The organism is Streptomyces solincola (assembly GCF_002982015.1).
Taxonomy (GTDB): domain Bacteria; phylum Actinomycetota; class Actinomycetes; order Streptomycetales; family Streptomycetaceae; genus Streptomyces; species Streptomyces solincola.
The window spans coordinates 1-24,326 of sequence record NZ_PVLV01000200.1 but is presented as its reverse complement, the minus strand read 5'-3'; the positions used below and the strand labels follow the sequence as shown (position 1 = coordinate 24,326).

At 75.4% G+C, this 24,326-nt stretch carries 25 protein-coding genes and 1 pseudogene; 16 read left to right on the top strand and 10 right to left on the bottom strand.

Translation table 11 applies throughout. The features are described from left to right. The first annotated feature begins 188 nt into the window (after positions 1 to 188). From C6N75_RS14635 to C6N75_RS14620, 3 genes and pseudogenes are all read left to right on the top strand, one after another. The gene (locus C6N75_RS14635) at positions 189 to 896 is read left to right on the top strand and encodes a maltokinase N-terminal cap-like domain-containing protein (RefSeq protein ID WP_105869330.1); all 708 of its coding nucleotides are present in this window, start codon (positions 189 to 191) and stop codon (positions 894 to 896) included. Then, a complete protein-coding gene (locus C6N75_RS14630) occupies positions 893 to 1,297 on the top strand; it encodes a VOC family protein (protein WP_258177414.1) in 405 nt (134 codons plus the stop codon). Before C6N75_RS14635 ends, C6N75_RS14630 begins: the two co-directional genes overlap by 4 nt. A 76-nt stretch (positions 1,298 to 1,373) precedes the next feature. Continuing rightward, positions 1,374 to 1,531, top strand: a pseudogene (locus C6N75_RS14620) (tripartite tricarboxylate transporter permease); the annotation flags it as partial. 52 nt (positions 1,532 to 1,583) lie between these two features. Here C6N75_RS14620 and C6N75_RS14615 read toward each other — a convergent pair. Then, entirely contained in the window at positions 1,584 to 2,087 is a 504-nt protein-coding gene (locus C6N75_RS14615; protein ID WP_105869329.1) for a DUF402 domain-containing protein, read from the bottom strand. Next, positions 2,068 to 2,991: a GNAT family N-acetyltransferase gene (locus C6N75_RS14610; RefSeq protein ID WP_105869328.1), complete on the bottom strand. Its 924-nt coding sequence runs from the start codon at positions 2,989 to 2,991 to the stop codon at positions 2,068 to 2,070. The genes C6N75_RS14615 and C6N75_RS14610 overlap by 20 nt, the downstream gene beginning before the upstream one ends. 106 nt (positions 2,992 to 3,097) lie before the next feature. On the opposite strand from C6N75_RS14610, the gene C6N75_RS14605 reads away from it, so the two are divergent. The 3 genes from C6N75_RS14605 to C6N75_RS14595 all read left to right on the top strand — a co-directional run bounded on the left by C6N75_RS14605 (position 3,098) and on the right by C6N75_RS14595 (position 5,006). Then, a complete protein-coding gene (locus C6N75_RS14605) occupies positions 3,098 to 3,472 on the top strand; it encodes a GntR family transcriptional regulator (protein WP_105869335.1) in 375 nt (124 codons plus the stop codon). A 253-nt stretch (positions 3,473 to 3,725) separates the two neighbouring features. Further along, positions 3,726 to 4,538, top strand: coding sequence for an SGNH/GDSL hydrolase family protein (locus C6N75_RS14600; RefSeq protein WP_105869327.1), 813 nt, complete (start codon positions 3,726 to 3,728; stop codon positions 4,536 to 4,538). Positions 4,539 to 4,739: 201 nt separating this feature from the next. After that, a complete protein-coding gene (locus C6N75_RS14595) occupies positions 4,740 to 5,006 on the top strand; it encodes a hypothetical protein (RefSeq protein ID WP_105869326.1) in 267 nt (88 codons plus the stop codon). Positions 5,007 to 5,087: 81 nt separating this feature from the next. Here the strand turns inward: C6N75_RS14595 and C6N75_RS14590 are convergent, their stop codons facing one another. The 4 genes from C6N75_RS14590 to hmgA form a co-directional block, all read right to left on the bottom strand. Then, positions 5,088 to 6,308, bottom strand: a complete 1,221-nt coding sequence (locus C6N75_RS14590; protein WP_258177413.1) for a CaiB/BaiF CoA transferase family protein — start codon at positions 6,306 to 6,308, stop codon at positions 5,088 to 5,090. A gap of 51 nt (positions 6,309 to 6,359) precedes the next feature. Continuing rightward, complete coding sequence (locus C6N75_RS14585) at positions 6,360 to 7,520, bottom strand: type ISP restriction/modification enzyme (protein ID WP_105869334.1); 1,161 nt, start codon at positions 7,518 to 7,520, stop codon at positions 6,360 to 6,362. 397 nt (positions 7,521 to 7,917) lie between these two features. Beyond that, the gene (locus tag C6N75_RS14580) at positions 7,918 to 8,667 is read right to left on the bottom strand and encodes a GntR family transcriptional regulator (protein ID WP_105869324.1); all 750 of its coding nucleotides are present in this window, start codon (positions 8,665 to 8,667) and stop codon (positions 7,918 to 7,920) included. A gap of 38 nt (positions 8,668 to 8,705) precedes the next feature. Then, entirely contained in the window at positions 8,706 to 10,085 is a 1,380-nt protein-coding gene (hmgA, locus tag C6N75_RS14575) for a homogentisate 1,2-dioxygenase (protein WP_258177412.1), read from the bottom strand. Between the two features lie 292 nt (positions 10,086 to 10,377). Between hmgA and C6N75_RS14570 the strand changes: the two genes are divergently transcribed. The 5 genes from C6N75_RS14570 (at position 10,378) to C6N75_RS14550 (ending at position 16,707) form a co-directional block, all read left to right on the top strand. Next, a complete protein-coding gene (locus C6N75_RS14570) occupies positions 10,378 to 11,781 on the top strand; it encodes a CitMHS family transporter (protein WP_105869323.1) in 1,404 nt (467 codons plus the stop codon). Between the two features lie 121 nt (positions 11,782 to 11,902). Beyond that, positions 11,903 to 13,108, top strand: a complete 1,206-nt coding sequence (locus tag C6N75_RS14565; protein WP_258177416.1) for an MFS transporter — start codon at positions 11,903 to 11,905, stop codon at positions 13,106 to 13,108. 42 nt (positions 13,109 to 13,150) lie between these two features. Then, entirely contained in the window at positions 13,151 to 13,927 is a 777-nt protein-coding gene (locus tag C6N75_RS14560) for a YqjF family protein (RefSeq protein ID WP_105869322.1), read from the top strand. A gap of 283 nt (positions 13,928 to 14,210) precedes the next feature. Beyond that, on the top strand, positions 14,211 to 15,587 hold the full coding sequence (locus tag C6N75_RS14555) for an aldehyde dehydrogenase family protein (RefSeq protein WP_258177415.1): 1,377 nt from the start codon (positions 14,211 to 14,213) through the stop codon (positions 15,585 to 15,587). A gap of 40 nt (positions 15,588 to 15,627) precedes the next feature. After that, positions 15,628 to 16,707, top strand: coding sequence for a Zn-dependent alcohol dehydrogenase (locus C6N75_RS14550; protein ID WP_105869320.1), 1,080 nt, complete (start codon positions 15,628 to 15,630; stop codon positions 16,705 to 16,707). Between the two features lie 2 nt (positions 16,708 to 16,709). Here C6N75_RS14550 and C6N75_RS14545 read toward each other — a convergent pair whose 3' ends face one another. Next, positions 16,710 to 17,387, bottom strand: coding sequence for a TetR/AcrR family transcriptional regulator (locus C6N75_RS14545; RefSeq protein ID WP_105869319.1), 678 nt, complete (start codon positions 17,385 to 17,387; stop codon positions 16,710 to 16,712). Positions 17,388 to 17,455: 68 nt separating this feature from the next. Between C6N75_RS14545 and C6N75_RS14540 the strand changes: the two genes are divergently transcribed. From C6N75_RS14540 to C6N75_RS14525, 4 genes are all read left to right on the top strand, one after another. Next, positions 17,456 to 18,607, top strand: a complete 1,152-nt coding sequence (locus C6N75_RS14540; protein WP_105869318.1) for an acyl-CoA dehydrogenase family protein — start codon at positions 17,456 to 17,458, stop codon at positions 18,605 to 18,607. 292 nt (positions 18,608 to 18,899) lie between these two features. Beyond that, entirely contained in the window at positions 18,900 to 20,144 is a 1,245-nt protein-coding gene (locus C6N75_RS14535) for an SLC13 family permease (protein WP_105869317.1), read from the top strand. Positions 20,145 to 20,292: 148 nt separating this feature from the next. Beyond that, positions 20,293 to 20,580, top strand: coding sequence for a YiaA/YiaB family inner membrane protein (locus C6N75_RS14530; RefSeq protein ID WP_105869316.1), 288 nt, complete (start codon positions 20,293 to 20,295; stop codon positions 20,578 to 20,580). 127 nt (positions 20,581 to 20,707) lie between these two features. Next, a complete protein-coding gene (locus C6N75_RS14525; RefSeq protein WP_105869315.1) occupies positions 20,708 to 21,334 on the top strand; it encodes a TetR/AcrR family transcriptional regulator in 627 nt (208 codons plus the stop codon). 56 nt (positions 21,335 to 21,390) lie between these two features. Here C6N75_RS14525 and C6N75_RS14520 read toward each other — a convergent pair whose 3' ends face one another. Then, positions 21,391 to 21,852 carry a MaoC family dehydratase gene (locus C6N75_RS14520; protein WP_105869314.1) on the bottom strand — a complete coding sequence of 154 codons (462 nt, stop codon included), beginning with the start codon at positions 21,850 to 21,852 and terminating at the stop codon, positions 21,391 to 21,393. A gap of 91 nt (positions 21,853 to 21,943) precedes the next feature. Between C6N75_RS14520 and soxR the strand changes: the two genes are divergently transcribed. Further along, positions 21,944 to 22,492 (top strand): redox-sensitive transcriptional activator SoxR, encoded by a 549-nt coding sequence (gene soxR / locus C6N75_RS14515; protein ID WP_308355833.1) that lies wholly within the window; start codon positions 21,944 to 21,946, stop codon positions 22,490 to 22,492. Between the two features lie 44 nt (positions 22,493 to 22,536). Here the strand turns inward: soxR and C6N75_RS14510 are convergent, their stop codons facing one another. Then, a complete protein-coding gene (locus tag C6N75_RS14510; RefSeq protein WP_105869331.1) occupies positions 22,537 to 23,340 on the bottom strand; it encodes a 3-keto-5-aminohexanoate cleavage protein in 804 nt (267 codons plus the stop codon). 111 nt (positions 23,341 to 23,451) lie between these two features. Continuing rightward, a complete protein-coding gene (locus C6N75_RS14505) occupies positions 23,452 to 24,069 on the bottom strand; it encodes a hypothetical protein (protein ID WP_105869313.1) in 618 nt (205 codons plus the stop codon). Between the last annotated feature and the right edge of the window lie 257 nt (positions 24,070 to 24,326).

The following is a 24,326-nucleotide window of genomic DNA, read 5'->3' as shown; positions in this document are numbered from 1 at the left end:
CGTCTCGTGGGCTCGGAGATGTGTATAAGAGACAGGGGGCGGCCGGCCCGGTGATCAGCAAGCTAGCCGCTCCGGACGCGTGAATCGGCCGTCGGGCGGGGCGGGGGGCGATCCTTATGGCGCGGTTAAGGTCGCTCTAAGAGGGCGCTCAGGAAGAGCCGTCCGAGGAGAGGTGAGGAGCCGCCGCGATGGCCGTCATCCACGAGACCACCGTCACCCCGACCAAGCTGGAACTGCTCGCCGCCTGGCTGCCCGGACGGCCCTGGTACGCCGGATCCGCGCCCGACCTGGAGCGGGCCGGCGGATTCCGGCTGGACGACCCGGACGGGGAGGTCGGCATCGAGTTCATGGTGGTCAACGACTCGGCGGGTGGCGGGCCGGTGAGCTACCTGGTGCCGGTCGCCTACCGCGGCGCGCCGCTCGACGGGGCCGAGGACGCCCTGGTCGGCACCATGGAGCACGGCGTGCTGGGCCAGCGCTGGGTGTACGACGGGGCCCACGACCCGGTCGTGCAGGCCCAGTTGCTCGCCTTCCTGGCCGGGCGGGCCGAGCCGCAGGCGCAGTCCGTGTCCGACACCCCGGACCCGTCCGTCGTGGCGCACACTCCCGGCGGCGCGCTGCCCGCCGGCCTGGCCGCCACCGGGGTCGCGGACGGTCCGGACGGCACCGACATCTCCGTACGGGAGGGAGGCGCGGACGGCAACGGCAACGGGAGCGGGGACGGGGACGGCGGCGAGCTGACGCTGAAGCTGGTGCGGGTGCTTCAGGGCGAGCGGCAGACCGGGCCGGAGACCGACCCGGCCACCACCCGGGCGTACGCCACCGCCGACTGGAACCTGCCGGCCGGCGGCCGCGCCCGCGGGCTGATCGCCATGCTGCGGGACGCGATCCGGTGACCGTCCCCGCCGGCGGCCGGCCGGCCGTCCCGCTGAGACTCGACGCGACCACCCTGGACGCGCCCGACGCCCGCGAACTGGCCTCCTTCTACATGGCGTTGCTCGGCTGGGAGGTCGACTACGACGACGGCCAGTGGGTCAAGCTGCGGGCGCCCGGCGGCGGCGCGACCCTCGCCTTCCAGAGCGAGCCGCTCCACCGGCGCCCGGTGTGGCCGACCGAGCCGGACGCGCCCGCGATGACGGCCCACCTGGACATCGAGGCCGGCGACCTGGCCACCGCCGAGGCGCACGCCCTGGCCTGCGGCGCGACCACCGCCGCGTACCAGCCGCAGGACAGCGTCCGGGTCATGCTCGACCCGGCCGGACACCCGTTCTGCCTCTGGACCCGGCCCCCGAACTGAGCGTGGCTCAGCCCACCCGCCGGTAGGGCCGCTCGGGGCGGCCCGTGCCGCCGTGGCGCAGGGTCACCCCGGCGCGGCCGTGATCGGCGTCATCCTCGGCCCGGCCGCCGAGCGGCAACTCCGCCGCGCCCTCCAGATCGGCGACGGCAGCCCGCTGGCCTGGTGAACACCCCGTTCGCGGTGACCGTCTCCACGGTGATCGCGCCGCTGGCGGCCTGGGCGCTGCTGCGGCGCGCCGTGCGGTGGTGGCGGGCGGGCTGCCGGGCGCGGCTGCCGCGCCGTCCGGCTATCCGGCGGCGCCCGGCAGCCTGCCGGCGCGGGCCAGGGCCTCCAGGGCGTCCAGCGCCGCCACGGCCGCGGCGGCCGCCGCCGGGTCCCGCACGGCCAGCCCGCCGGCCGCGAACTCGTCCTCGTCCAGCCTTCGTACGTCCGATCCGTCGGCCGACACCCACAGGTCCAGGTCCAGGTCCTCCACCCGCAGCTCGTCGCCGGTCGCCTCGACGGGCCGGGTGACGTCGCAGTACCAGCCCTTGAGCACGCCGCCGCCGGTGCGGACCTCCTTCACCGCGTACCAGCGGTCCCGCCAGTAGTGCTCGGTGAACACGTCGCCGGGCTCGAACCGGACGAAGCCGAAGTCCCGTACCCCGTCCGCCGCCCAGCCCGCCCGCACCGAGATCCGCGTCCCGTCGTCCGACAGCACCTCGGCCGGGTAGCGGATCTTGGTGCGCCCGTCCTTGACCAGGACGACGTCGACGGACGGCCGGGACGGGTCAGCCGAAGGCGCGGACATGGCGTACCTCCGTGGCGCGCACCTCGTACCCGAGCCGGCGGTTCACCGCGAGCATGGGCTCGTTCGCCCCGTCGTTGCTGGTGAACGCCTCGGTGTAGCCGGCGGCTCGGGCGCGCCGCAGCGAGTCGGTCTTGACCAGCCTCGCCAGCCCGCGCCCCCGGTGGCCGCGCAGGGTGCCGGTCATGCCGGTGAAGTAGCGGGTCCGCCCATCGGTGCGGGCGGCGGTGAACGCGGCGATCTCCCCGCCCACCGTCGCCACCGTGGACAGCTCGCGGTCGAACAGCGGATGGCGCCAGGTCCGGGTCAGCCAGTCCTCGTAGTCGTCCAGCTCCGCGCCGACGTCGCTCGGCTCGTCGGCCGTCACCTGGGCGTCGGCCGTGAACAGCGGACGCGGGTCGCCCTGCCAGGCGGCCGCGGTGTGCAGCTCCACCGCCGGCGGCAGCGCCTCCGGCAGCTCGGGCAGCGGGCTCGCGGTCAGGTCCAGGCTCTGGAAGTGCGCGCTGCGGGCCGGCCGGTAGCCGTGCCGGGCCGCGAACTCCGGCCCGCCCGAGCCCTCCAGGGCCCAGCAGTAGACCTCGGTGGCCCCGTGCGCCGTCAGATGCTCCTCGGCGGCCCGCAGCAGCGCGGTGCCCACGCCCCGGCGCCGGTGGCCCGGGACGACGTAGGGAGTGGTGTGCGCCCGCCCCGGCTCGGGGCTCTCGAAGGCGAGGCCGCAGTTGGCCGCGCCGACCACCTCGCCTTCCCGCTCGGCCACCAGCAGCCGGTAGCGCTCGGCCGGGTTGGCCCGCTCGGCGGTGAACCGCAGCGAAGCCTCCGTCACCACCTCGAAGGGCAGCGCCGCCCGGCGTACCGCGACCACCGCCGCCGCGTCCCGGGCCTCGAAGTCCCGCACGATCATTGCCATGGGCCCGCACGGTACGCGGGCCTCGCCGCCGACGCCTCCGAATTACCGGCCCGCGGACGGCCGAGTGGCGGCCGCCGCCCCGCCCCCGGTGCGCCACAATCGGACGGTGACCCTACGACTGTCGGTGGACCCGGCCTCCGCCACCGCCCCCTACGAGCAACTGCGCGCCCAGATCTCCGACCAGGCCCGCTCCGGGCGGCTGCCGGTCGGCTACCGGCTGCCCACGGTCCGGGGCCTCGCCGAGGAACTGGGGCTCGCGGCCGGCACGGTCGCCAAGGCCTACCGGGCCCTGGAGGCGGACGGGGTGGTGGAGACCCGAGGCCGCGGCGGCACCGTCGTGGCCGCGGCCGGTGACGCGGCGGCCCGTCAGGCGGCCGGCGCCGCCGCCGGATACGCCGCCGAGGTGCACCGCCTCGGTCTCAGCCGCGCCGACGCCGAGGCCGCCGTCACCGACGCCCTGCGCGCCGCCTACGACCGCTGACCGACGCGCCCGCCCGGGCCCCGCGGCGGCGCCGGAGGTGCGCCGTCACACCCAGGAGTGGCGTCTTGTCGCCAATACGGTGTGTTCGAATGCCGTTTGATGCCCCTTCGCCGCTTTCATGGAGCGGCACCGGTGGGCGTGTGCGGCCGCCGGCGCACCGTCCGCCCCAGCGCACCCCCTCCGACCCACTTGGCATGCACACTCCACGCTGCTACGTAATGCGCAGGACGCAACCCTGCTTACGGGAGGTTCCATGAAACTGCCCCGAGCCGCGGCACTCCCCCTCTCCCTCCTCCTCGGCGCGACCCTGACCCTCACCGGGGCCGCCACCGCCCAGGCGGCCGACGCCCGGGCCGCCGCCGTCGACTACGTCGCCCTCGGCGACTCCTACTCCTCCGGGGTAGGCGCCGGCGCCTACGACTCCGCCAGCGGCAACTGCAAGCGCACCCCCCGCGCCTACCCGGCCCTGTGGGCCGCCGCCAACGCCCCGTCCTCCTTCGCCTTCACCGCCTGCTCCGGCGCCCGCACCAACGACGTGACGGCCGGCCAGCTCGGTCCGCTCACCGCCGCCACCGACCTGGTCTCGATCACCGTCGGCGGCAACGACGCCGGCTTCGCCGACGTGATGACCACCTGCGTGCTGGAGTCCGAGTCGAGCTGCGTCGCCCGGGTCAACCAGGCCAAGGGCTACGTCGACAGCACGCTGCCCGGCCGCCTCGACACCGTCTACCGGGCCATCAGGTCCAAGGCCCCCGCCGCCCGGGTCGTCGTGCTCGGCTACCCGCGCTTCTACCGGATCGGGGGCGGCTGCATCGCCGGGCTGACCGAGAACGAGCGCCGGGCGATCAACGGCGCCGCCGACCACCTCAACACCGCCACCGCCAAACGCGCCGCCGACCACGGCTACACCTTCGCCGACGTGGTCCCGGCCTTCACCGGGCACGAGATCTGCTCCGGCTCCGCCTGGCTGCACAGCGTGAACTGGCTCAACATCGGCGAGTCCTACCACCCCACCGCCTCCGGCCAGTCCGGCGGCTACCTCCCCTCCTTCCGCAACGCGCTCTGACCGCGCGCCCGCACCCCTGACCGAGACCGCGGTCTCGAAAGGGTGATGTCCAACTCGCCCGGGATTCATCGCGATTGAGGGGGTACTCGTCAACTCTCGTACACACGTGGTGAATCCCGCCACCGGGATACACGCGTGTGGAGCGGGGACGATAGGGTTAATCTTCAGCGGCCGGGTGCCCTCATACGGGTGGGGAGTGACATGGAACGGATAACAGCAGTGCGCAGCAGGCCACGCGTGCCTGCCATCACCTGCGGGAGCAGCGCGACCAGCACACGGCTGGACCGCCATCTCGCGGTGCTGGGCGGCCCCGCCGTCGCGCCGCGCGAGACGGCCGAGGCCACGCTGCTCATGCGCGAACTGACCACGCGGGACGTGAGCCACACCCGCACCAGCAGGAGCGCGCGGGTCCGGCTCTTCGCGCCGCTGCGCAAGCTGCGCCGCACGCTCTTCGGCAACCACGGCTGACCCGGGGCCGGCTCCCCGCCCGGCCGGGGCGGCCGCCCCGCGTCCCGCCGCCCCGAGCGACCGCCCCGGGCGGTTCCGTGCTCACGCCACCACCCCGGCGCGCCGCAGCCCGGCACGCTCCGCCGCGCCCAGCCCCAGCTCGGCCAGGAGCGCGTCGGTGTGCTCACCCAGCGCCGGCACCGGGCCCATCCGGCACTCCGGCCCGCCCGGCAGCGTCAGCGGCGGCAGCATCGCCCGCAGCGGACCGGCCTCGGTGCCCACCGTCCGCCAGCGGTCCCGGGCCGCCAACTGCGGATGCGCCGCCACGTCGGCCACCGTGTTCAGCCGGGCGCAGGCGATCCCGGCCGCCTCCAGCCTCGCCAGCGCCTCCGCCGTGTCCACACCGGCCAGCGCCCGGGCCACCGCCGCGTCGGTCCGCTCCCGGTGCGCCACCCGCGCCGTGTTGGTCGCGAAGTCCGGGTCCGCGCCCAGCTCCGGCCGCCGCAGCACCTGCTCGGCCAGCCGCCGCCACTCCCGGTCGTTCTGCACCGACAGGAGCACCTGCCCGCCGTCCGCCGTGGCATAGGCGTCGTACGGGGCGATCACCGCGTGCGCCACTCCGGTACGCGGCGGGGCCTCGCCGCCGTGCATCCCGTGGTGCAGCGGATGGCCCATCCACTCGGTCAGCGCCTCCAGCATCGACACCTCCACCGGCCCGCCCCGCCCGGTCGTCGCCCGCCGCAGCAGCGCCGCCAGCACCCCGGAGTAGGCGTACATGGCGGCCGCGACGTCCGCCGCCGGGATGCCCGCCTTCACCGGCCGCTCCGGCGTCCCCGTCACCGAGACCAGGCCCGCCTCGCACTGCACCAGCATGTCGTAGGCCCGCTTGTGCGCGTACGGGCCGCCCGCGCCGTACCCGGACACGTCCACCGCGACCAGCCTGGGGTGCGCGGCGCACAGGGCGGCCGCGTCCAGGCCGAGGCGGGCCGCCGCGCCCTGGGCGAGGTTCTGCACGAAGACGTCCGCCCCCGCGATCAGCCCCCGCACCAGCTCCAGCCCGCGCGGGTCCTTCAGGTCGACCGCGATCGACTCCTTGCCCCGGTTGCACCAGACGAAGTGCGAGGCCAGCCCGGCCGCGGCGGTGTCGTAGCCGCGCGCGAAGTCACCGCCGTCGGGGCGCTCCACCTTGATCACCCTGGCTCCCAGGTCGGCGAGCTGCCGGGTGGCGAAGGGAGCGGAGACCGCCTGCTCGACCGCGACCACGGTGACCCCCTCCAGGGGCAGCGGCATCATTCCGGGCGGCGGCGGGGCGCTGGTGCTCATGACGACCGTACCTATCGCGTACGGGCCGCCTCTGTCACCCCCGGCGGGGCGTCACAGCAGGGTGAGCTGGCCCTCCGGCCCCTCCTCGGGACCCTCCAGCACCGAGGCCGGGCGGCGGGCGGCGGCCGGCGCCGGCAGCACCCCGGCGGCCCGCAGCTCCTCCCGGGTGATCGCCGAGTCCGGTCCGACCAGCGGCCGTTCGGTTTCCAGCCCCGCCTGGAGCGCGAGCACGGTGATCAGCTCCAGCAGCTGTGAGGTCCACTCCTGCGGCCAGGACGCCGGCCCCACCGCCTCCAGGGCGCCCGGCTCGGCGGCCTCCGTGCGCCCTGCGAACCACCACTCCAGCGCCCGCACCCCGCCCACCCGGTACTCCCAGGCCGCCGCCGGCACCGGCGCGATCCGCCCGGCGCCGCCCACCAGCAGGGTCTCGTCCTCCACGGCGTACGCGAGCGAGTCCGGGCGCGGCGGCAGCGCGGCCCGCACATAGGGGCGGCGGCCGCCCGGCAGCCGGGGCCGCCCGCCGCCCCGGGCGCCGCGCAACTGCACCTCGCTCATCCGCCGCCCCAGCGCCACCCCGTCCTCCCACACCCGCGGGTCGGCGGGCAGCGGCACCCGGCAGCCCGCCGGGGACGGCAGGGCGGCGGCCAGTGCCCACGCGGCCACCTCCTCGGGCTCGACCGGCCGCCCGTACCGCTCACCGAGGAAGGCCGCGAGCCCGGGGGCGACATTGGGCTCGCGGCCGCCGGGGCGGCGGTACAGCGGGCGGACCCGGCCGGGGCGGCCCGCCGGGACGCGGTCGTCCGGCAGGGCGGCGGTGGCCAGCAGCGCGGGTCCCGCCGCCTTCGGCGCGTACCCCTGCTCCACCAGGAACACCTGGCGCTCGCCGTCCGCCACCCGCCACAGCTCGGGGCGGGCCGCGTCGAGCAGCCGGTGGTCCGGCAGCAGCCAGCACTCCTCGAACGGCCCGTGCGCCAGCCTCACCGGCTCCGGGCAGGGCCCGTTCTCCCGGGCCAGCTTGCCGGTGCCGGTGCGCTGCCCGGGCAGCGCGGCCACCGAACTGCCCAGTCCGCGCGCCCGGCTCGGCCGGAACAACGCCTCCCGCTCGCCGCCCTCGGCGGCGGTCAGCGCCGACCAGCGGGCCCGCAGCGTCGCCGCGTCCGGAGCGGCCGGCCAGGCCCGGCCCAGCTTCAGCGGGGCCGCCGACCAGGGCATCAACTCGTCCAGCAGCGGCGGCTCGCCGGGCGGGACGCCCCGGTCGGCGGCTCCGGCCGGGGAAGCGGGGCGCACGTCGGTCACGGGCCGACATGCTAGGCCCTGTCGTGCGCGCCGCGCCGGGCCCGCTCCGTCCGGGCGTCCGCCCGGGGCCCGGCCGCCCGCGCCCCGGGGCGTACGCCCGGAGGGCCACCGCGATGCAGCCGGGCTGCTCGGGGACGCGGAACCACAGCGGGGTCGCCGGCTCCCCGGCGAACGGCACGTCCGCGACGGCGGCATGGATGTCGGCCGCAAGCATCGGGACGAACAGCGCGGCCGGGCCGATGCCCGCGGCGGGAGCACGCCGGTCAGCGGCTGTCCGCGCCGGGCCGCCCCGCGCCGAGCCGGCCGGGGCGCCTCAGTCCGCCTCCACCGTGACCGTGAAGGAGAACCGGTCGCCCCGGTAGCGGATGCGGGCCACGTCCACCACCGCGCCGTCCTCGTCGTAGGTGACGCCGGTGTAGTGCAGGATCGGGGAGAGCAGCGGGACCCGGAGCAGCTCGGCGGTCTCCGGGTCGGCCAGCCGGGCCTCCACGGTGTCGGTGATCCGGCTGATGCGCACCCCCACGGCGTCCCGCAGCACCTTGGTCATCGGCCAGCGCTCCAGGTCGGCCAGGTCGATACGGGCCGCCACCTCCGGACGGACGGTGTTCTCCGCCCAGTTGGTCGGCTCGCCGCTCTCCCCGTCGCAGCGCAGCCGCCGGAAGGCCACCACCTCGCCCGTGCCGGGGAAGTGCTCGGCCAGCTCGCCGGGCACCCGCACCGGGCCGTGGCCCAGCACGGTCGTCCGCTCGCCGGACTGCTGGGCCACGATCGCGTCGATCGAGCCCAGCAGCTTGCGCGGGGCGCTGCGCCGGGCGCCCGGCTCGATGAACGTGCCGCGCCGCCGGTGCCGGCTGATCAGCCCCTCCGCCTCCAGCTCCTTCAGTGCCTGCCGCATGGTGAGCACGCTGACGCCGTAGTGTGCCGCCAGCTGCTCCTCGGTGGGCAGCCGCAGTGAGGCGTCCGGCGCGCGGCCCAGTATGGACGCGCGCAGGGACTGCGACACCTGGTACCACAGCGGCAGCTTGCGGTTGAGCACCAGCGAGTCGGGGGCGAAGGCGGTCACGGTCTCTCCGTACGGCGGCAGTCCAGGGGCTTTTCAGCCTACGGCCGGAAGTGGCGCTCCAGACCGTCCCAGACGCCGTCGTAACCGGGCTGGAGGTGGCCGGCTCGGGCGGCCTGGGCGGTGGCGGTGACCGGCCAGCGGGTCTCGAACATGAACGCCAGACCGTCGTCGATCCGCTGCGGCCTCAGCTCGGCGGCGCTGGCCTTGTCGAAGGTCTCCCGGTCCGGCCCGTGCGCGGACATCATGTTGTGCAGCGAGCCGCCGCCGGGCACGAAGCCTTCCGCCTTGGCGTCGTACGCGCCCTCGATCAGCCCCATGTACTCGCTCATCACGTTGCGGTGGAAGTACGGCGGCCGGAAGGTGTCCTCGCCCACCAGCCAGCGCGGCGCGAAGACCACGAAGTCCACGCCGGCCAGCCCGGGGGTGTCGGTCGGCGAGGTGAGGACGGTGAAGATGGACGGGTCGGGGTGGTCGTAGGAGATGGAGCCGAGCACGTTGAAGGTGCGCAGGTCGTAGACGTACGGGGTGTGGCTGCCGTGCCAGGCGACGACGTCCAGCGGGGAGTGGTCGTAGACGGCGGTCCAGAGGTTGCCGCAGAACTTGTTCACCACCTCGACGTCGGACTCCACGTCCTCGTAGGCGGCGACCGGCGCCCGGAAGTCCCGTACGTTCGCCAGGCCGTTGGCGCCGATCGGGCCGAGGTCGGGGAGCTGGAAGGGGGCGCCGTAGTTCTCGCAGACGTAACCGCGCGCGGTGGCGTCCAGCAGCTCGACCCGGAAGCGCACGCCGCGCGGGATCAGCGCCACCTCGCCGGGGCGGGCGGCCAGCAGGCCCAGTTCGGTGCGCAGCAGCAGCCCGCCGTGCTCGGGCAGGATCAGCAGCTCGCCGTCGGCGTCGCTGAACACCCGGTCCATGGGCGCGTTGGCGTGGTAGAGGTGCACGCCCATGCCGGTGCGCTGGGCGGCGTCGCCGTTGCCGCCGAGCGTCCACAGCCCGGCCAGCCAGTCGGTGCCGGGCGCCGGGGCGGGCAGCGGGTTCCAGCGCAGCCGGTTCGGGTCCGGCACGGTCTCGGTGAAGGGGGCGGTGCGCAGCGCGCCGTTGCCGGTGCGGGTGAACGCCGGGTGCGCGGCCGAGGGGCGGACGCGGTACAGCCAGGAGCGCCGGTTGTGGGCGCGCGGCTCGGTGAACGCGGAGCCGCTGAGCTGCTCGGCGTACAGCCCGAGCGGGGCGCGCTGGGGTGAGTTGCGGCCGGCCGGCAGCGCGCCGGGCAGCGCCTCGGTGCTGTGCTCGTTGCCGAAGCCGGAGAGATACGTCAGCCCCTCGGCGGTCTTGCGGGCCTGCTCGGCGCGCTCGGCGAGGGCCGGCGGGTCGGTGAGGGCCGCGCCCCCGGTGCTGCCTGCCGCCTGCTGGTCCGTCATCGCCCGCTCCTGCCGCTCGGCCCGGCGTCGGTCCGCTGACCGACGCAATCCTGTGGGGAACCGTAGGATTGCGCGCCCCTCCCGTCAACGGCCGCCGGGCGCGGAGGCGGCCGCCGCGCCGGGCGGAGCGGGGACGCCGCAACCCTCCATTCGGTTCCCGCACCGCTCCCATCAGGGGTTTTGCTCGTATTGCTCACGCGTCAACGTCTTGTTAACGGCGGATCGCCGCTTCTAACGTCGTCCGGACCGCCGCCCCCCGGTGGTGTTCAAGGGTGAACGTTAGGTGTCCTCCATGCTGACAGTCCTCGGCTTCGCCATGATCGCGACCTTCCTGGTCCTGATCATGATGAAGAAGATGTCGCCGATCGCGGCGCTCGTCCTCATTCCCGCCCTGTTCTGCGTCATCGTCGGACAGGGTGCGCAGCTCGGCGACTACGTCATCGAAGGCGTCGGCACCCTCGCGCCCACCGCCGCGATGCTGATGTTCGCCATCGTCTACTTCGGCGTGATGATCGACGTCGGCCTGTTCGACCCGATCGTCCGGGGCATCCTGCGCTTCTGCAAGGCCGACCCGATGCGGGTGGTGGTGGGCACCGCGCTGCTCGCCGCGGTCGTCTCGCTGGACGGCGACGGCTCGACCACCTTCATGATCACCGTCTCGGCGATGTACCCGCTCTACAAGCGGCTGAAGATGAGCCTGGTCGTGATGACCGGCGTGGCCGCGACCGCCAACGGCGTGATGAACACCCTGCCCTGGGGCGGCCCCACCGCCCGGGCCGCCACCGCGCTCAAGGTCGACGCCGGCGACGTCTTCGTCCCGATGATCCCCGCGCTCGCCGCCGGGCTGGTCTGCGTCCTGGTCCTCGCCTTCGTCCTGGGCCTGCGCGAGCGCCGCCGGGTCGGCTACCTCAGCCTGGAGAAGGCACTGGAGCCGGAGAACGAGACCGAGACCGTGCTGGTGGAAGCGGGCGGCGGCGGCCGGGTGCCTCAGACCGAGACCGCCGGCGGCGCGGGGGGCACTCCGGCCGACGGCGACGAGGCGGAGGACGAGCGGCTCCAGGGCCTGGACCCGAACCGGCCGACCCTGCGGCCGAAGCTGTACTGGTTCAACGCCGGCCTGACCCTGCTGCTCCTGGCCGCCATGATCATGGAGCTGCTGCCGATCCCGGTGCTGTTCCTGCTCGGCGCGGCCCTCGCGCTCACCGTCAACTTCCCCTCCATGGCCGACCAGAAGGCCCGGATCGCCGCCCACGCCGACAACGTCCTCAACGTCTCCGGCATGGTCTTCGCCGCGGCCGTCTTCACCGGGGTGCTCACGGGCACCGGCATGGTCGAGCACATGGCGGACTGGCTGGTCGGCGCCGTCCCCGAGGGCATGGGCCCGCACATGGCGCTGGTCACCGGCCTGCTGAGCCTGCCGCTGACCTACTTCATGTCCAACGACGGCTTCTACTTCGGCGTCCTGCCGGTGCTCGCCGAGGCCGGCGCCGCGCACGGCGTCTCCCCGCTGGAGATCGCCCGCGCCTCGCTGGTCGGCCAGGCCCTGCACATGTCCAGCCCGCTGGTGCCCGCCGTCTACGTGCTGGTCGGCATGGCCAGGGTCGAGTTCGGCGACCACACCCGCTTCACCGTCAAGTGGGCCGCGCTCACCTCGCTGGTGGTGCTCGCCGCCGGCCTGCTGTTCGGCATCATCTGACGTGGAACGGAACGGATCGCCTGGTGAGCCGGCCGAGCCGGGAGAGCCGGCCGAGCCGGGACAGCCGAAGGGGCCGGTCGAGCCGGGAAGGCCGGGAGAGCCGGCCGGGCGCCGGTACTGGCTGCTGCGCCTGGTCATCGCGTTCTGCTTCGCGCAGGGCGCGGTGTCGATGGCGCGGCCCGCCGTCTCCTACCGGGCGCTGGCGCTCGGCGCGGACGAACGGGCGGTCGGCGTGATCGCCGGGGTGTACGCCCTGCTGCCGCTGTTCGCCGCCGTCCCGCTGGGCCGGCGCACCGACCGGGGCAGGTGCGCCCCGCTGCTGCCGGCCGGCGTGGTGCTCATCGCCGCCGGCTGCGCGCTGAGCGGCACGGCCGGCTCGCTGCCGTGGATGGCGGTGTGGAGCGGGGTGATGGGCCTGGGCCATCTCGCCTTCGTGATCGGCGCCCAGTCGATCGTGGCCCGCCGCTCGGCCCCGGCCGAACAGGACCGCGACTTCGGCCACTTCACCATCGGCGCCTCGCTGGGGCAGATGGCCGGGCCCGTCGCGGCCGGGCTCCTGGTGGACGGCGGCCCGGCCGGCGGCGGCCTCGGCCCCACCAGCGCGCTGGCTTTGCTGGCCGCCGCCGCGGTGGCCGCCTGCTCGCTCACCTCGCTGTGGCGGATCGAGGCCCCGCCCGGACCGGCCCGCGCCCGCCCCGCCACCGTCCCGGTGCACCGCATCCTGCGCACCCGGGGCGTCCCGGCCGGCATCTTCACCAGCCTGGCCGTGCTGTCGGCCACCGACGTGCTCACCGCCTACCTCCCGGTGGTCGGCGAGCACCGGGGCATCGCGCCCGCCACCGTCGGGCTGCTGCTGAGCCTGCGGGCCGCCGCGACCATCGCCTGCCGGCTGGTGATGACCCCGATGATCAGGCTGGCCGGCCGGACCGCGCTGCTCACCGGGACCTGCGCGCTCGGCGGACTGCTGTGCGCCGGGGTCGCCCTGCCCGTCCCGGTGTGGGCGCTGGCGGTGATGCTGGCGGCGCTGGGCTTCTGCCTGGGCGTCGGCCAGCCGCTGTCGATGACCACCGTGGTCCGGGCCGCCCCCGACGACGCCCGCTCCACCGCGCTCGCCCTGCGGCTGACCGGCAACCGCCTCGGCCAGGTCGCCGCCCCCGCCTCGGCCGGCCTCATCGCCGGGACCGCCGGCCCCGCGGCCCCCTTCACCATGCTGGGCGCGCTGCTGCTGGCGGCCGCGGCGGTGGGGGCACGGCGCCGGCCGCCCGACCCGGAGCAGGGCACGTCCCCCGATCCGGTACGGCCCCGGCGGGCGGCCGCCCGCCGGTAGCCGGGCCCCTCCCGTACCGCCCGGGCGTGCGACGCTGGCTCCATGACCACCCACGAGGCCCAGTCGGGCCGGGCCGCCGAGCCGGTCACGCCCGACGCGGCGCGGGAGATCCGGCGGACCCTGCTCACCCAGTCGTGGCGGGACCTGACGTTCGCGCACTGGGCCGCCGCGCCCGAGGCCGTGGCCCCGCTGCTGCCTGCCGGGACGGTCCCGGACACCCGCGACGGCGTCACCTACGTCGGCCTGGTGGCCTTCCGGATGCACCGGGTCGGCTGGCTGGGGCTGCCCGGCATCCCGTACCTCGGCACCTTCCCCGAGACCAACGTGCGGCTGTACTCCGTGGACGAGCACGGGCGGCGCGGCGTGGTCTTCCGCTCGCTGGAGGCGGCCCGGCTGCTGCCCGCGGTCGTGGGCCGCGCGGTGTTCCGGATGCCCTACACCTGGGCGAGGATGAGCATCCGGCACGACGGCGACACCGTCTCGTACGCCACCGCCCGCCGCTGGCCCGGGCCGCGCGGGGCCGCCTCCCGGATGGCGGTCCGGGTGGGGGAGCGGATCGCGGAGCCGACCGCCCTGGAGCACTTCCTGACCGCCCGCTGGGGCATGCACAACGTCTTCCTCGGCCGCCCGGTCTACCTGCCCAACCACCATCCGCGCTGGCCCCTGCACCGCGCCGAGCTGCTGCACTGCGCCGACGACCTCATCGAGGCCGCCGGGCTGCCCGCCCCGGCCGGGCCGCCGGTCAGCGTGCTCTACTCCCCGGGCGTCCCGGTCCGCTTCGGCCGCCCACCGCGCCCGGGCGGTCTACCCACGCCGTAGCCCCCGGCTTCCAAGCGCCCCCGCGCCCGGACCGTCTCCGCGCGGCCGACGACGCCCACCTGACCCGCGGGCCTCACCGGCGTGCCGCCTCCTCGGGGCGTGCGGCCGGGCGGCGCACGCTCTGGCGTCGTAAAACTAACGCCGCTAGTTTGGTGCCGGACGGCAACCGGCCGCCGGCGCACGCCCCGAGGAGACGCGGATGAAGGCCCAGGACGCCCACGGCGGGACCGCCGAGGCGGTGAACGGCGCGGGACCCGCCGTCGAGTACACGTCGTACGACACGCTGTACATCGACGGCGCCTGGCGGCCGGCCGCCGGCGCCGACGCCATCGCGGTGGTCAACCCGGCCGACGAGCAGGTCATCGCGCACGTCCCCGCCGGCGGCGCCGAGGACGTGGACGCCGCCGTCCGGGCCGCCCGCGCCGCGCTGCCCGGCTGGGCGGCCACCGCCCCGGCCGAGCGGGCCGCCCGCCTCACCGCGCTGCGCGACGCGCTCGCCGCCCGCCAGGACGAGATCGCCGCCACCGTCACCGCCGAGCTGGGCGCCCCGCCCGCCCTGGCGCACGCCGTGCACGCCGGGATGCCGGTCGTCGTCGCCGGCTCCTACGCCGAACTCGCCGCCGCCTTCCCCTTCGAGGAGAAGACCGGCAACTCCACCGTGCTGCTCGAACCCGTCGGCGTGGTCGGCGCGATCACCCCCTGGAACTACCCGCTGCACCAGGTCGTCGCCAAGGTCGCGCCCGCGCTCGCGGCCGGCTGCACCGTCGTCCTCAAGCCCGCCGAGGACACCCCGCTGACCGCCCGGCACTTCGCCGACGCGGTGCACGAGGCGGGACTGCCCGCCGGGGTGTTCAACCTGGTCACCGGCCTCGGCCCGGTCGCCGGCCAGGCGCTCGCCGAGCACCCGGGCGTCGACATGGTGTCCTTCACCGGCTCCACCGCCGTCGGCCGCAAGATCGGCGCGATCGCCGGGGCCGCCGTCAAGCGCTGCGCCCTGGAACTGGGCGGCAAGTCCGCCAACGTCATCCTGCCCGGCGCGGACCTGGCCCGCGCGGTGAGCGTCGGCGTCGCCAACGTGATGGCCAACTCCGGCCAGACGTGCAGCGCGTGGACCAGGATGCTGGTGCACCGCGACCGCTACGAGGAGGCCGTGGCGCTCGCCGCCGAGGCGGCCGCCAGGTACGTCCCCGGCGAGCGGATCGGCCCGCTGGTCAGCGCCGCCCAGCGGGAGCGGGTGCGCACCTACATCGAGCGCGGGATCGCCGAGGGCGCCCGGCTGGTGGCCGGCGGCCCGGACGCGCCGCTGCCCGCCGGCTACTACGTCAGCCCCACCGTCTTCGCCGACGTCACCCCCGGGATGACCATCGCCCAGGAGGAGATCTTCGGTCCCGTCGTCTCGATCCTGGGCTACGAGGACGAGGACGACGCGCTGCGGATCGCCAACGGCACGGTGTACGGCCTGGCCGGCGCGGTGTGGGCCGAGGACGACGAGACCGCGGCCGCCTTCGGCCGCCGGATGGACACCGGCCAGGTCGACGTCAACGGCGGCCGGTTCAACCCGCTGGCCCCCTTCGGCGGCTGGAAGCAGTCCGGCGTCGGCCGCGAACTGGGCGTGCACGGGCTCGCCGAGTACCTCCAGACCAAGTCTTTGCAGTTCTGAACCCCGCCCTTCCCCCTTCCCCGCCAGGAGAGTCACCACCGTGGTCCGCGCCGCCGTACTGCCCGCCATCGGGGCCCCGCTGACGATCACCCGCATCGAGCTGCCCGAGCCCGGTCCCGGCCAGGTGCGGGTGCGCCTGGCCGCCGCCGGGGTGTGCCACTCCGACCTGTCGCTGTCCGACGGCACCATGCGGGTGCCGGTGCCCGCGGTCCTCGGCCACGAGGGCGCCGGCACGGTCGTCTCCGTCGGCGAGGGCGTCACCCATGTGTCGCCCGGCGACGGCGTCGTCCTCAACTGGGCGCCGTCCTGCGGGACCTGCCACCACTGCGCGATCGGCGAGGTGTGGCTCTGCGCCCACGCGCTGACCGGCGTCGGCGAGGTGTACGCCCGCACCGAGGACGGCACCCCGCTGCACCCCGGGCTGAACGTCGCCGCCTTCGCCGAGGAGACCGTGGTGGCCGCGAACTGCGTGCTGCCCGCGCCCGACGGCGTACCGCTGGCCGAGGCCGCGCTGCTGGGCTGCGCGGTGCTGACCGGCTACGGCGCGGTGCACCACTCGGCGCGGGTCCGCGAGGGCGAGTCGGTGGTCGTCTTCGGCGCCGGCGGGGTGGGCCTGGCAGCACTCCAGGCCGCCCGGATCGCCGGCGCGGGCAGCGTGATCGCGGTCGACCTCTCCCCGGAGAAGGAGGAGCTGGCCCGGCGGGCCGGCGCGACCGAGTACGTCACCGCCTCCGACGCCACCGCCAAGGAGGTCCGCGCGCTGACCGGCGGCCGGGGCGCGGACGTGGCCGTGGAGTGCGTGGGCCGCGCGGCCAGCATCCGGGCCGCCTGGGACGCCACCCGCCGCGGCGGGCGCACCACCGTGGTCGGCATCGGCGGCAAGGACCAGCAGGTCGCCTTCAACGCGCTGGAGATCTTCCACTGGGGCCGCACCCTCTCCGGCTGCGTCTACGGCAACTCCGACCCGGCCGCCGACCTGCCGGTGCTGGCCGAGCACGTCCGGGCCGGGCGGCTGGACCTGGCGGCCCTGGTCACCGACCGGATCGGCCTCGCGGACATCCCGGCCGCCTTCGCCGACATGACGGCAGGCAGGGGCGCCCGGGCGCTGGTGGTCTTCTAGGGCTACGGGGCGGAGGGCGCGGGGGAGCCGGTACGGGGGAGCGCCGCGTAGCGCAGCGCCAGGCCGTCCAGCAGGGCGGCCAGGCCGGTCTCGAACGCGCCCTCGTCGACCTGTCGCTGCCGCTCGGCCAGCAGGTGCGCCTGGCCGAGGTGCGGGTAGTCGGCCGGGTCGTAGGCGGCCTCGTCGTCCACGAAGCCGCGGGCGAACGAGCCCAGCGCCGAGCCGGTGACGAAGTAGCGCATCAGCGCGCCGATGGAGGTGGCCTGGGCCGGTGGCCAGCCGGCCCGCACCATCGCACCGAACACCGCGTCGGCCACCCGCAGCCCGGCCGGCCGGCGGCCCGGGCCGTGCGCCAGCAGCGGCACCAGCCGGGGGTGGTCGGTGAGCGCGGCCCGGTAGGACACCGCCCAGTCGTGCAGCGCGGTGCGCCAGTCGCGGCCGTCGTCCTCGTCGAACATCGACAGGTCGATGGTGGCGCTCACCGCGTCGGCGACCGCCTCCAGGATCTCGTCCTTGGTGCGGAAGTGGTTGTACAGGGACGGACCGCTCACCCCCAGCTCGGCGGCGAGCCGCCGGGTGGAGACGGCGTCCAGCCCCTCGGCGTCCACCAGCGCCGCCGCCGTGGCGACGATCCGGTCGGTGCTCAGCAGGGGCTTGCGCGGTCGGGCCATGCGGCACATAGTAGGCCCTGCCCCCCGAAAACTAGCAGCGGTAGTTTAAGAGTGGTCGAGCACCGCAGGGAGTCGCCGTGAACCTGGAGCTGAGCGAGGAGCAGTCGGCCGTCCGGCGGCTCGCCGAGGAGTTCGTCCGCCGCGAGGTCACCCCGTACGCCACCGAGTGGGACCGCGCCGAGAACGTCGACCGGGCCGTCGTGAAGAAGCTCGGCGCGCTCGGCTTCCTCGGCCTCACCGTCCCCGAGGAGTACGGCGGCAGCGGCGGCGACCACCTCGCCTACTGCCTGGTCACCGAGGAACTGGGCCGCGGCGACTCCTCGGTGCGCGGCATCGTCTCCGTCTCCCTCGGGCTGGTCGCCAAGACCATCGCCGCCTGGGGCGACGAGGAGCAGAAGCGGGCCTGGCTGCCCCGGCTCACCTCCGGCGACGCGATCGGCTGCTTCGGCCTGACCGAACCGGGCACCGGCTCCGACGCCGGCCACCTCACCAGCCGCGCGGTCCGCGACGGCGGTGACTATCTGATCACCGGCAGCAAGATGTTCATCACCAACGGCACCTGGGCCGACGTCGTCCTCCTCTTCGCCCGCACCGGCGACGAGCCCGGGCCCCGGGGCGTGTCCGCCTTCCTCGTCCCCGCCGACAGCCCCGGCCTGTCCCGCCGCACCGTGCACGGCAAGCTCGGCCTGCGCGGGCAGGCCACCGCCGAACTGGTCCTGGACGGCGTCCGGGTGCCCGCGTCGGCGATGCTCGGCCCGGCCGGGAAGGGCTTCTCGGTCGCCATGTCCGCCCTGGCCAAGGGCCGGATGTCGGTCGCCGCCGGCTGCGTGGGCATCGCCCAGGCCGCCCTGGACGCGGCCGTCGGCTACGCGGGGGAGCGCGAGCAGTTCGGCAAGCCGATCGCCTCCTACCAGTTGGTGCAGGAGCTGATCACCGACATCGCCGTCGACGTGGACGCCGCCCGGCTCCTCACCTGGCGGGTCGCCGACCTGGTCGACCGGGGCGAGGAGTTCGCCACCGCCGCCTCCAAGGCCAAGCTGTTCGCCTCCGAGGCCGCCGTCCGCTGCGCGAACAACGCGCTCCAGGTCTTCGGCGGCTACGGCTACATCGACGAGTACCCGGTCGGCAAACTGCTCCGGGACGCCCGCGTGATGACCCTGTACGAGGGCACCAGCCAGATCCAGAAGCTGATCATCGGCCGCGCCCTCACCGGCGTCTCCGCCTTCTGACCGACCGGACGCCGCCGACCCACCCACCGGCCCACGGGCCGTCCGACCGGCGGCACACAGCCGTCCGAGCGGGCGTCCGAGCGGGCGTCCGACCGGGGTCCTCGTCCTGTCGGCCCACCCGGGGCCCGGGCCCGGGCTGCCCGCGCCGCTCCGGTGCGGCGGGGCCGCCGGCCCGTCGTCTGCCCACCTCGGCGGGACGGTCGGCCCGTCGCCACCCCACCCGGGCGGGACGGACGCGGCCGCCGCCTACCCCGGCGCGGCGGAACCCCCGCCCGGCGGGGATCATGGGGCCGTGTCCGCCGCCCTGCTCTCGGTCGCCGCGCTCGTCCTCGTGCTCGGCGGGGCCGTGCTGCGACCCCGCGGGCTGCCCGAGGCGGCCTTCGCCGTACCGGCCGCCGCCCTGGTCATCGCCGCCGGCGCGGTTCCCCTGGAGCACGCCCGGGAGGAAGCGGAGCGGCTCGGCCCGGTCATCGGCTTCCTGGCCGCCGTCCTGGTGCTGGCCCGGCTCTGCGCCGACGAGGGGCTGTTCCGCGCCTGCGGGGCCTGGATGGCCCGCTGGTCGCGCGGCAGCCCGCACCGGCTGCTCGGCGCGGTCTTCGTCCTCGCCTCGTCGGTCACCGCCGCGCTCAGCCTGGACGCCACCGTCGTCCTGCTCACCCCGGTGGTCTTCGCCACCGCCGCCCGGATGGGCGCACCCCCCGCGCCGCACGTCTACGCGAGCGCCCACCTGTCCAACACCGCCTCCCTGCTGCTGCCGGTCTCCAACCTCACCAATCTGCTGGCCTTCGCCGCCACCGGCCTGACCTTCACCCGGTTCGCCGTGCTGATGGCCGCGCCCTGGCTGGTCGCCATCGCGCTCGAGTACGCCGTCTTCCGCCGGTTCTTCGCCGCTGAACTGGCCGGGCCCGCCGCGCCCGAGGAGGAGCCGCCGCCCCCGATGCCGCTGTTCGCGCTCGCCACCGTGGCCGCCACGCTCGCCGGCTTCGCCGTCGCCTCCGCCGCCGGGGTCGAACCGGCCTGGGTCGCCGCCGCCGGAGCGCTGGTGCTGGCGGTACGCGCCCTGGCGCACCGCACCACCACTCCCCGCGCGCTCCTGGCGTCCGCCGCCGTGCCGTTCCTGCTCTTCGTGCTGGCCCTCGGCATCGTGGTCCGCGCGGTGGTCGACCACGGCCTGGGCGACCTGCTGGAGTCGCTGCTGCCGGCCGGCGACTCGCTGCCCGCCCTGCTGGCCACCGCCGGCATCGCCGCCCTGCTCGCCAACGTGATCAACAACCTGCCCGCGGTGCTCGCCCTGATCCCGGTGGCCGCCCCTCTCGGCACCGGCCCCCTCCTCGCGGTCCTCCTCGGCGTCAACATCGGCCCCAACCTCAGTTACGCAGGCTCGCTCGCCACCCTGCTCTGGCGGCGCGTCGCCCACCAGCACGGCTACGAGGTCGGGCTCGGCCGCTTCACCAGGCTCGGCCTGCTCACCACCCCGCTCGCCCTGGCCGCCGCCACCTGCGCCCTCTGGGCCGCGCTGCGGACCATCGGCCCCTGAGCCCGGCGCCCGAGCCTGACTCCCGGGCCCGGCCCCCTGTGCCCTCCTGAGCCCGGCGCCGTGAGTCCGGCTTCCTGAGTACCCTCCGCCGCGGCGCTGAGTACCGCACCCGATGTCCCGCCCACCGCGCGCCGCGCATGCTCGGGCCATGAGCGACACACCCGTCAAGCAGCAGAACACCGCCGCCTACTACGTCCAGGCCCTGATCTCCTTCGCGGTCGCCCTGGCCGCCGTGGCCGTCGGCATCGTCCGGATGGAGGCCGACGTCTGGGTCCGCGCCTTCCTCGGCGTCGCCGTCCTCTACCTCACCACCTCCGCCTTCACCCTCGCCAAGGTCGTCCGCGACCGGCAGGAGGCCGGGCAGATCGTCAGCCGGGTGGACCAGGCCCGCCTGGAGAAGCTGCTCGCCGAGCATGACCCCTTCCAGAAGCTCTGAGCTGTTCGACGGCTTCGACCCCGCTCCCGCGGCAGCTCCGAGCCGTCCGACCTGTCCCTAAGCGCTTGCTCACCCTCGGGGTATGGTGTTCGTCCTGTCCGGTGGTGCCAGTGAGGGAGCGAAACGGATGAGCGCGGCGGAGGAGACGGCCGGCGACGTGCCGTGGGGCGAGGTCACGCCGGAGGCGGCCCGGCGGCTGCTGGTCGCCGCCGTGGACGCCTTCGCCGAGCGCGGCTACCACGCCACCACCACCCGCGACATCGCCGGCCGCGCCGGGATGAGCCCGGCCGCGCTCTACATCCACTACAAGACCAAGGAGGAGCTGCTCCACCGGATCAGCCGCATCGGCCACGACAAGGCGCTGGAGATCCTCCAGGGCGCGGCCGACGGCCCGGGCGGCGCAGCCGACCGGCTGGCCGAGGCCGTGCGCTCCTTCGTCCGCTGGCACGCCGAGCGGCACACCACCGCGCGGGTGGTGCAGTACGAGCTGGACGCGCTCGGCGCGGAGCACCGCACCGAGATCGTCGCCCTGCGCCGCCGCAGCGACGCGGCCGTGCGGCGGATCATCAACGACGGCGTCGCCGCGGGTGAGTTCGACGTGCCGGACGTGCCCGGCACCACCCTCGCCGTGCTCTCCCTCTGCATCGACGTGGCCCGCTGGTTCGACTCCGCCGGCCGCCGCACCCCGGCCGAGGTCGGCGCGCTCTACGCGGATCTGGTGCTCCGTATGGTCGGCGCCCGCCCCGCCGGCTGACCCGCGGCCCCCGGCCGGCTCCGGCGGCCCCGGAAGCAGAGCGGCCCGGGAAGCGCTCAGAAGTAGAAGCGGGAGACCGACTCCGCCACGCACACCGGCTTGTCGCCGCCCTCGCGCTCCACCGTGACCAGCGCGGTCACCTGAACCCCGCCGCCCGCCTCGGCGACGTCCCGCACCACCGCGGTCGCCCGCAGCCGTGAGTCCACCGGCACCGGGGCGGGGAAACGGACCTTGTTGGCCCCGTAGTTGACGCCCATCCGCACCTTGTCCACCCGCATGATCTGCGGCACGAACAGCGGCAGCAGCGACAGGGTGAGATAGCCGTGGGCGATCGTGGTGCCGAACGGCCCGGCCGCCGCCTTCTCCGGGTCGACATGGATCCACTGGTGGTCCCCGGTGGCCTCGGCGAACCGGTCGATGCGCTCCTGCCCCACCTCCAGCCAGTCGCTGTACCCGAGCTGCTCGCCCACCGCCGCGCGCAGGTCGTCGGCGGACGTGAAGACCCTCGGCTCTGCCATGTTTCCGGCTCCCACTCTCGATGTCCAAGCGCTTGCTCAGCATGCTGGGACGCCGGATCGGTGTCAACGCCGGAGCAGTAGGCTCCGAGGAGTGCCGCAGATGCCAGAGAAGATCCAGGAACTCACGGTCGGCCAGCTCTCCGCCCGCAGCGGGGCAGCGGTGTCCGCCCTCCACTTCTACGAGGCCAAGGGCCTGATCACCAGCCGCCGCACCAGCGGCAACCAGCGCCGCTACGGGCGCGACACGCTGCGCCGGGTCGCCTTCGTCCGGGCCGCCCAGCGGGTGGGCATCCCGCTCGCCACCATCCGCGACGCCCTCGCCGCGCTGCCCGAGGAACGCACCCCCACCCATGACGACTGGGCCCGCCTCTCCGAGCGCTGGCGGAGCGAGCTGGACGAGCGGATCACCCGGCTGCACCGGCTGCGGGACCATCTCACCGACTGCATCGGCTGCGGCTGCCTGTCGTTGGACACCTGTGTGCTGTCCAACCCGGACGACGTGATCGGCGCGCGCCTGGTCGGCTCCCGCCTCCTGCCCGAGCCCCGCGAGAAGGCGGCGGACGCCGCGGACGACGGTGCGGACGACACGCCCCCGGCCGCCCCGCGCCGGGCCGCCGCCCGCACCCGCGACCGCCGCTGAGACCCGGCCCGGCGAAGACCCGAGCCGCCGGCTCGTCATTGCCGTCACCCCGCCCCCCGGTGCGCGGCGGTCCCGGTCGCCCGCATCCGGCGGGCGGCCGTGACCAGTTCGGCGTTCGAGCGGGCCGGGGCGCCGTCCGGCAGGAGCAGGGTGTCCTCCAGCCCCACCCGGGTGTCCAGGCCCAGCGCCACCGCCAGCTCCAGGACGGGCCAGGCCCCGCCGTCCTCGCCGTGCAGCAGCAGCGGGGCCCGCACCGAGGCCAGCGCCGGATCCGCCAGCAGGGCGCGGGCGGTGTCCGGTGCCGTGGCCGGGTCGGCGTCCACCACCTCGACCAGCACCCGGGCCACCCGGGGTGCCAGCGGCGAGGCCGCGAGCAGCCGCGCCCCGGCCGTCCCCGACCACACTCCCGCCTCCACCCGCACACCGCGCTCCAGCAGCGCCGCGGCGACCTCCTCGGCCCCCGGCTCATGCCAGTTGACCGAGGCCAGGTCGGGCAGCACGGACCAGGACCGGACGCGCTCCACCCGCCGCACCGGATCCGGCTCGGCCCACGCCCCGGTGGTGACGCCCACCGGCACGTCCACCGCCGCCCGTATCGCCGCCAGCGCCTCGGCCACCACCCGGCCGGATACGGAGTCCTGACCGCAGGGCGTCTTGGGGTGCACATGCACCTCCGCCGCACCGGCCGCCACCGCCCGCGCGGCCGACTCGGCCATCGCCTCCGGCGTCATCGGCACGGCCGCCGAATCCCCGGCGCCGCGCGCCCCGTTCAGGCAGACCTGAAGAAGGGGAGCAGGGGGGATAGCAGGGGTGAGGGGGCCCGGAGACTCGTCACTGTCCGTGTTCATGTTCTCGATGGTGGCAGCCGCCACTGACAATCGCCCGGCCCGCCGCCGGCCATGGCGAGATCACGCCACCGGCCGCAGCGTCCCCGGCGTCCCCGGCGTCCGCGGGACCGCTCAGGCGACCGAGGCGAGTTGCTGCCGGTGCCGGCGGTCGCGCTTGGCCGCCGCCAGCGCCTCCTCGGTGAGCGCCGGCTGGGGCACCACCACCCCGCACCCGGTGCACACCGGGCCGTACCAGGGCTCGTTCGACAGCTCGGGCCGCCACTCGATGCCGTCGTCCGCGCAGACCGGGCAGCGCACCCCCGGCCGCCGCTCCAGCGCCGTGATCAGCCGGCGCAGCGCCTCGGCGAGCGGCAGCGTCGGGTGCAGCGAGGGGTCGTCGCACCGCGCCACCCCGTGGCCGCCCCAGGTGCGCCGGTGCCAGTCGTCGATCGATCCGGGCCTGCGCAGCCCGTCGTGCTTCTCCTGCTTGCGGCGCTCGGCGAACCGCACCTCGTACGCGAGCCAGACCTCGCGCGCCTCCTCCAGCTCCTCCAGCGCGGCCACCAGCCGCGCAGGTTCCACTTCCCGGTCCTCCGGATGGAACCGGTGCCTGGTGCACAGATGGTGCCAGGTCGCGCGGTGCCCGTAAGGGGCGAAGCGCTCCAGGCACTTGCGTAGGGAGTATCGACGCAGTGCGAGATCGCACCGCGGGTCGCGGACCTGTCTGGCGAGACTCCGGAAACCGGCCACTGCTGCCACCTCCGTCGCGGGTACTACAGCTCACGGAATGGACGTACGAGTGCCCGGTTCGGCTCCGTCGAAAAGCGGATGGACGTCATCCCGGGCGCATCTGGCGCGAATTGCCCCCGGCGCGCCCGCTCCTCGCGCCCCGCGCCGTCCGTCCACGCCCCTCGCTCTTCAACACATCTGACGCTTCCGACGAAGGCTCAGGTGGAGGCACCGGCCGCGGACGTAACCATCTAAAATGAAGTGAGGCACAGTCAATC

Bases quoted from the DNA above. Each gene is read 5' to 3' on its own strand.
- C6N75_RS14635 (WP_105869330.1), top strand. From the start codon at position 189: ATGGCCGTCATCCACGAGACCACCGTCACCCCGACCAAGCTGGAACTG.
- C6N75_RS14615 (WP_105869329.1), bottom strand. From the start codon at position 2,087: ATGTCCGCGCCTTCGGCTGACCCGTCCCGGCCGTCCGTCGACGTCGTC.
- C6N75_RS14610 (WP_105869328.1), bottom strand. From the start codon at position 2,991: ATGGCAATGATCGTGCGGGACTTCGAGGCCCGGGACGCGGCGGCGGTG.
- C6N75_RS14600 (WP_105869327.1), top strand. From the start codon at position 3,726: ATGAAACTGCCCCGAGCCGCGGCACTCCCCCTCTCCCTCCTCCTCGGC.
- C6N75_RS14595 (WP_105869326.1), top strand. From the start codon at position 4,740: ATGGAACGGATAACAGCAGTGCGCAGCAGGCCACGCGTGCCTGCCATC.
- C6N75_RS14590 (WP_258177413.1), bottom strand. From the start codon at position 6,308: ATGAGCACCAGCGCCCCGCCGCCGCCCGGAATGATGCCGCTGCCCCTG.
- C6N75_RS14585 (WP_105869334.1), bottom strand. From the start codon at position 7,520: ATGCCCTGGTCGGCGGCCCCGCTGAAGCTGGGCCGGGCCTGGCCGGCC.
- hmgA (WP_258177412.1), bottom strand. From the start codon at position 10,085: ATGACGGACCAGCAGGCGGCAGGCAGCACCGGGGGCGCGGCCCTCACC.
- C6N75_RS14570 (WP_105869323.1), top strand. From the start codon at position 10,378: ATGCTGACAGTCCTCGGCTTCGCCATGATCGCGACCTTCCTGGTCCTG.
- C6N75_RS14560 (WP_105869322.1), top strand. From the start codon at position 13,151: ATGACCACCCACGAGGCCCAGTCGGGCCGGGCCGCCGAGCCGGTCACG.
- C6N75_RS14545 (WP_105869319.1), bottom strand. From the start codon at position 17,387: ATGTGCCGCATGGCCCGACCGCGCAAGCCCCTGCTGAGCACCGACCGG.
- C6N75_RS14530 (WP_105869316.1), top strand. From the start codon at position 20,293: ATGAGCGACACACCCGTCAAGCAGCAGAACACCGCCGCCTACTACGTC.
- C6N75_RS14525 (WP_105869315.1), top strand. From the start codon at position 20,708: ATGAGCGCGGCGGAGGAGACGGCCGGCGACGTGCCGTGGGGCGAGGTC.
- C6N75_RS14520 (WP_105869314.1), bottom strand. From the start codon at position 21,852: ATGGCAGAGCCGAGGGTCTTCACGTCCGCCGACGACCTGCGCGCGGCG.
- C6N75_RS14510 (WP_105869331.1), bottom strand. From the start codon at position 23,340: ATGAACACGGACAGTGACGAGTCTCCGGGCCCCCTCACCCCTGCTATC.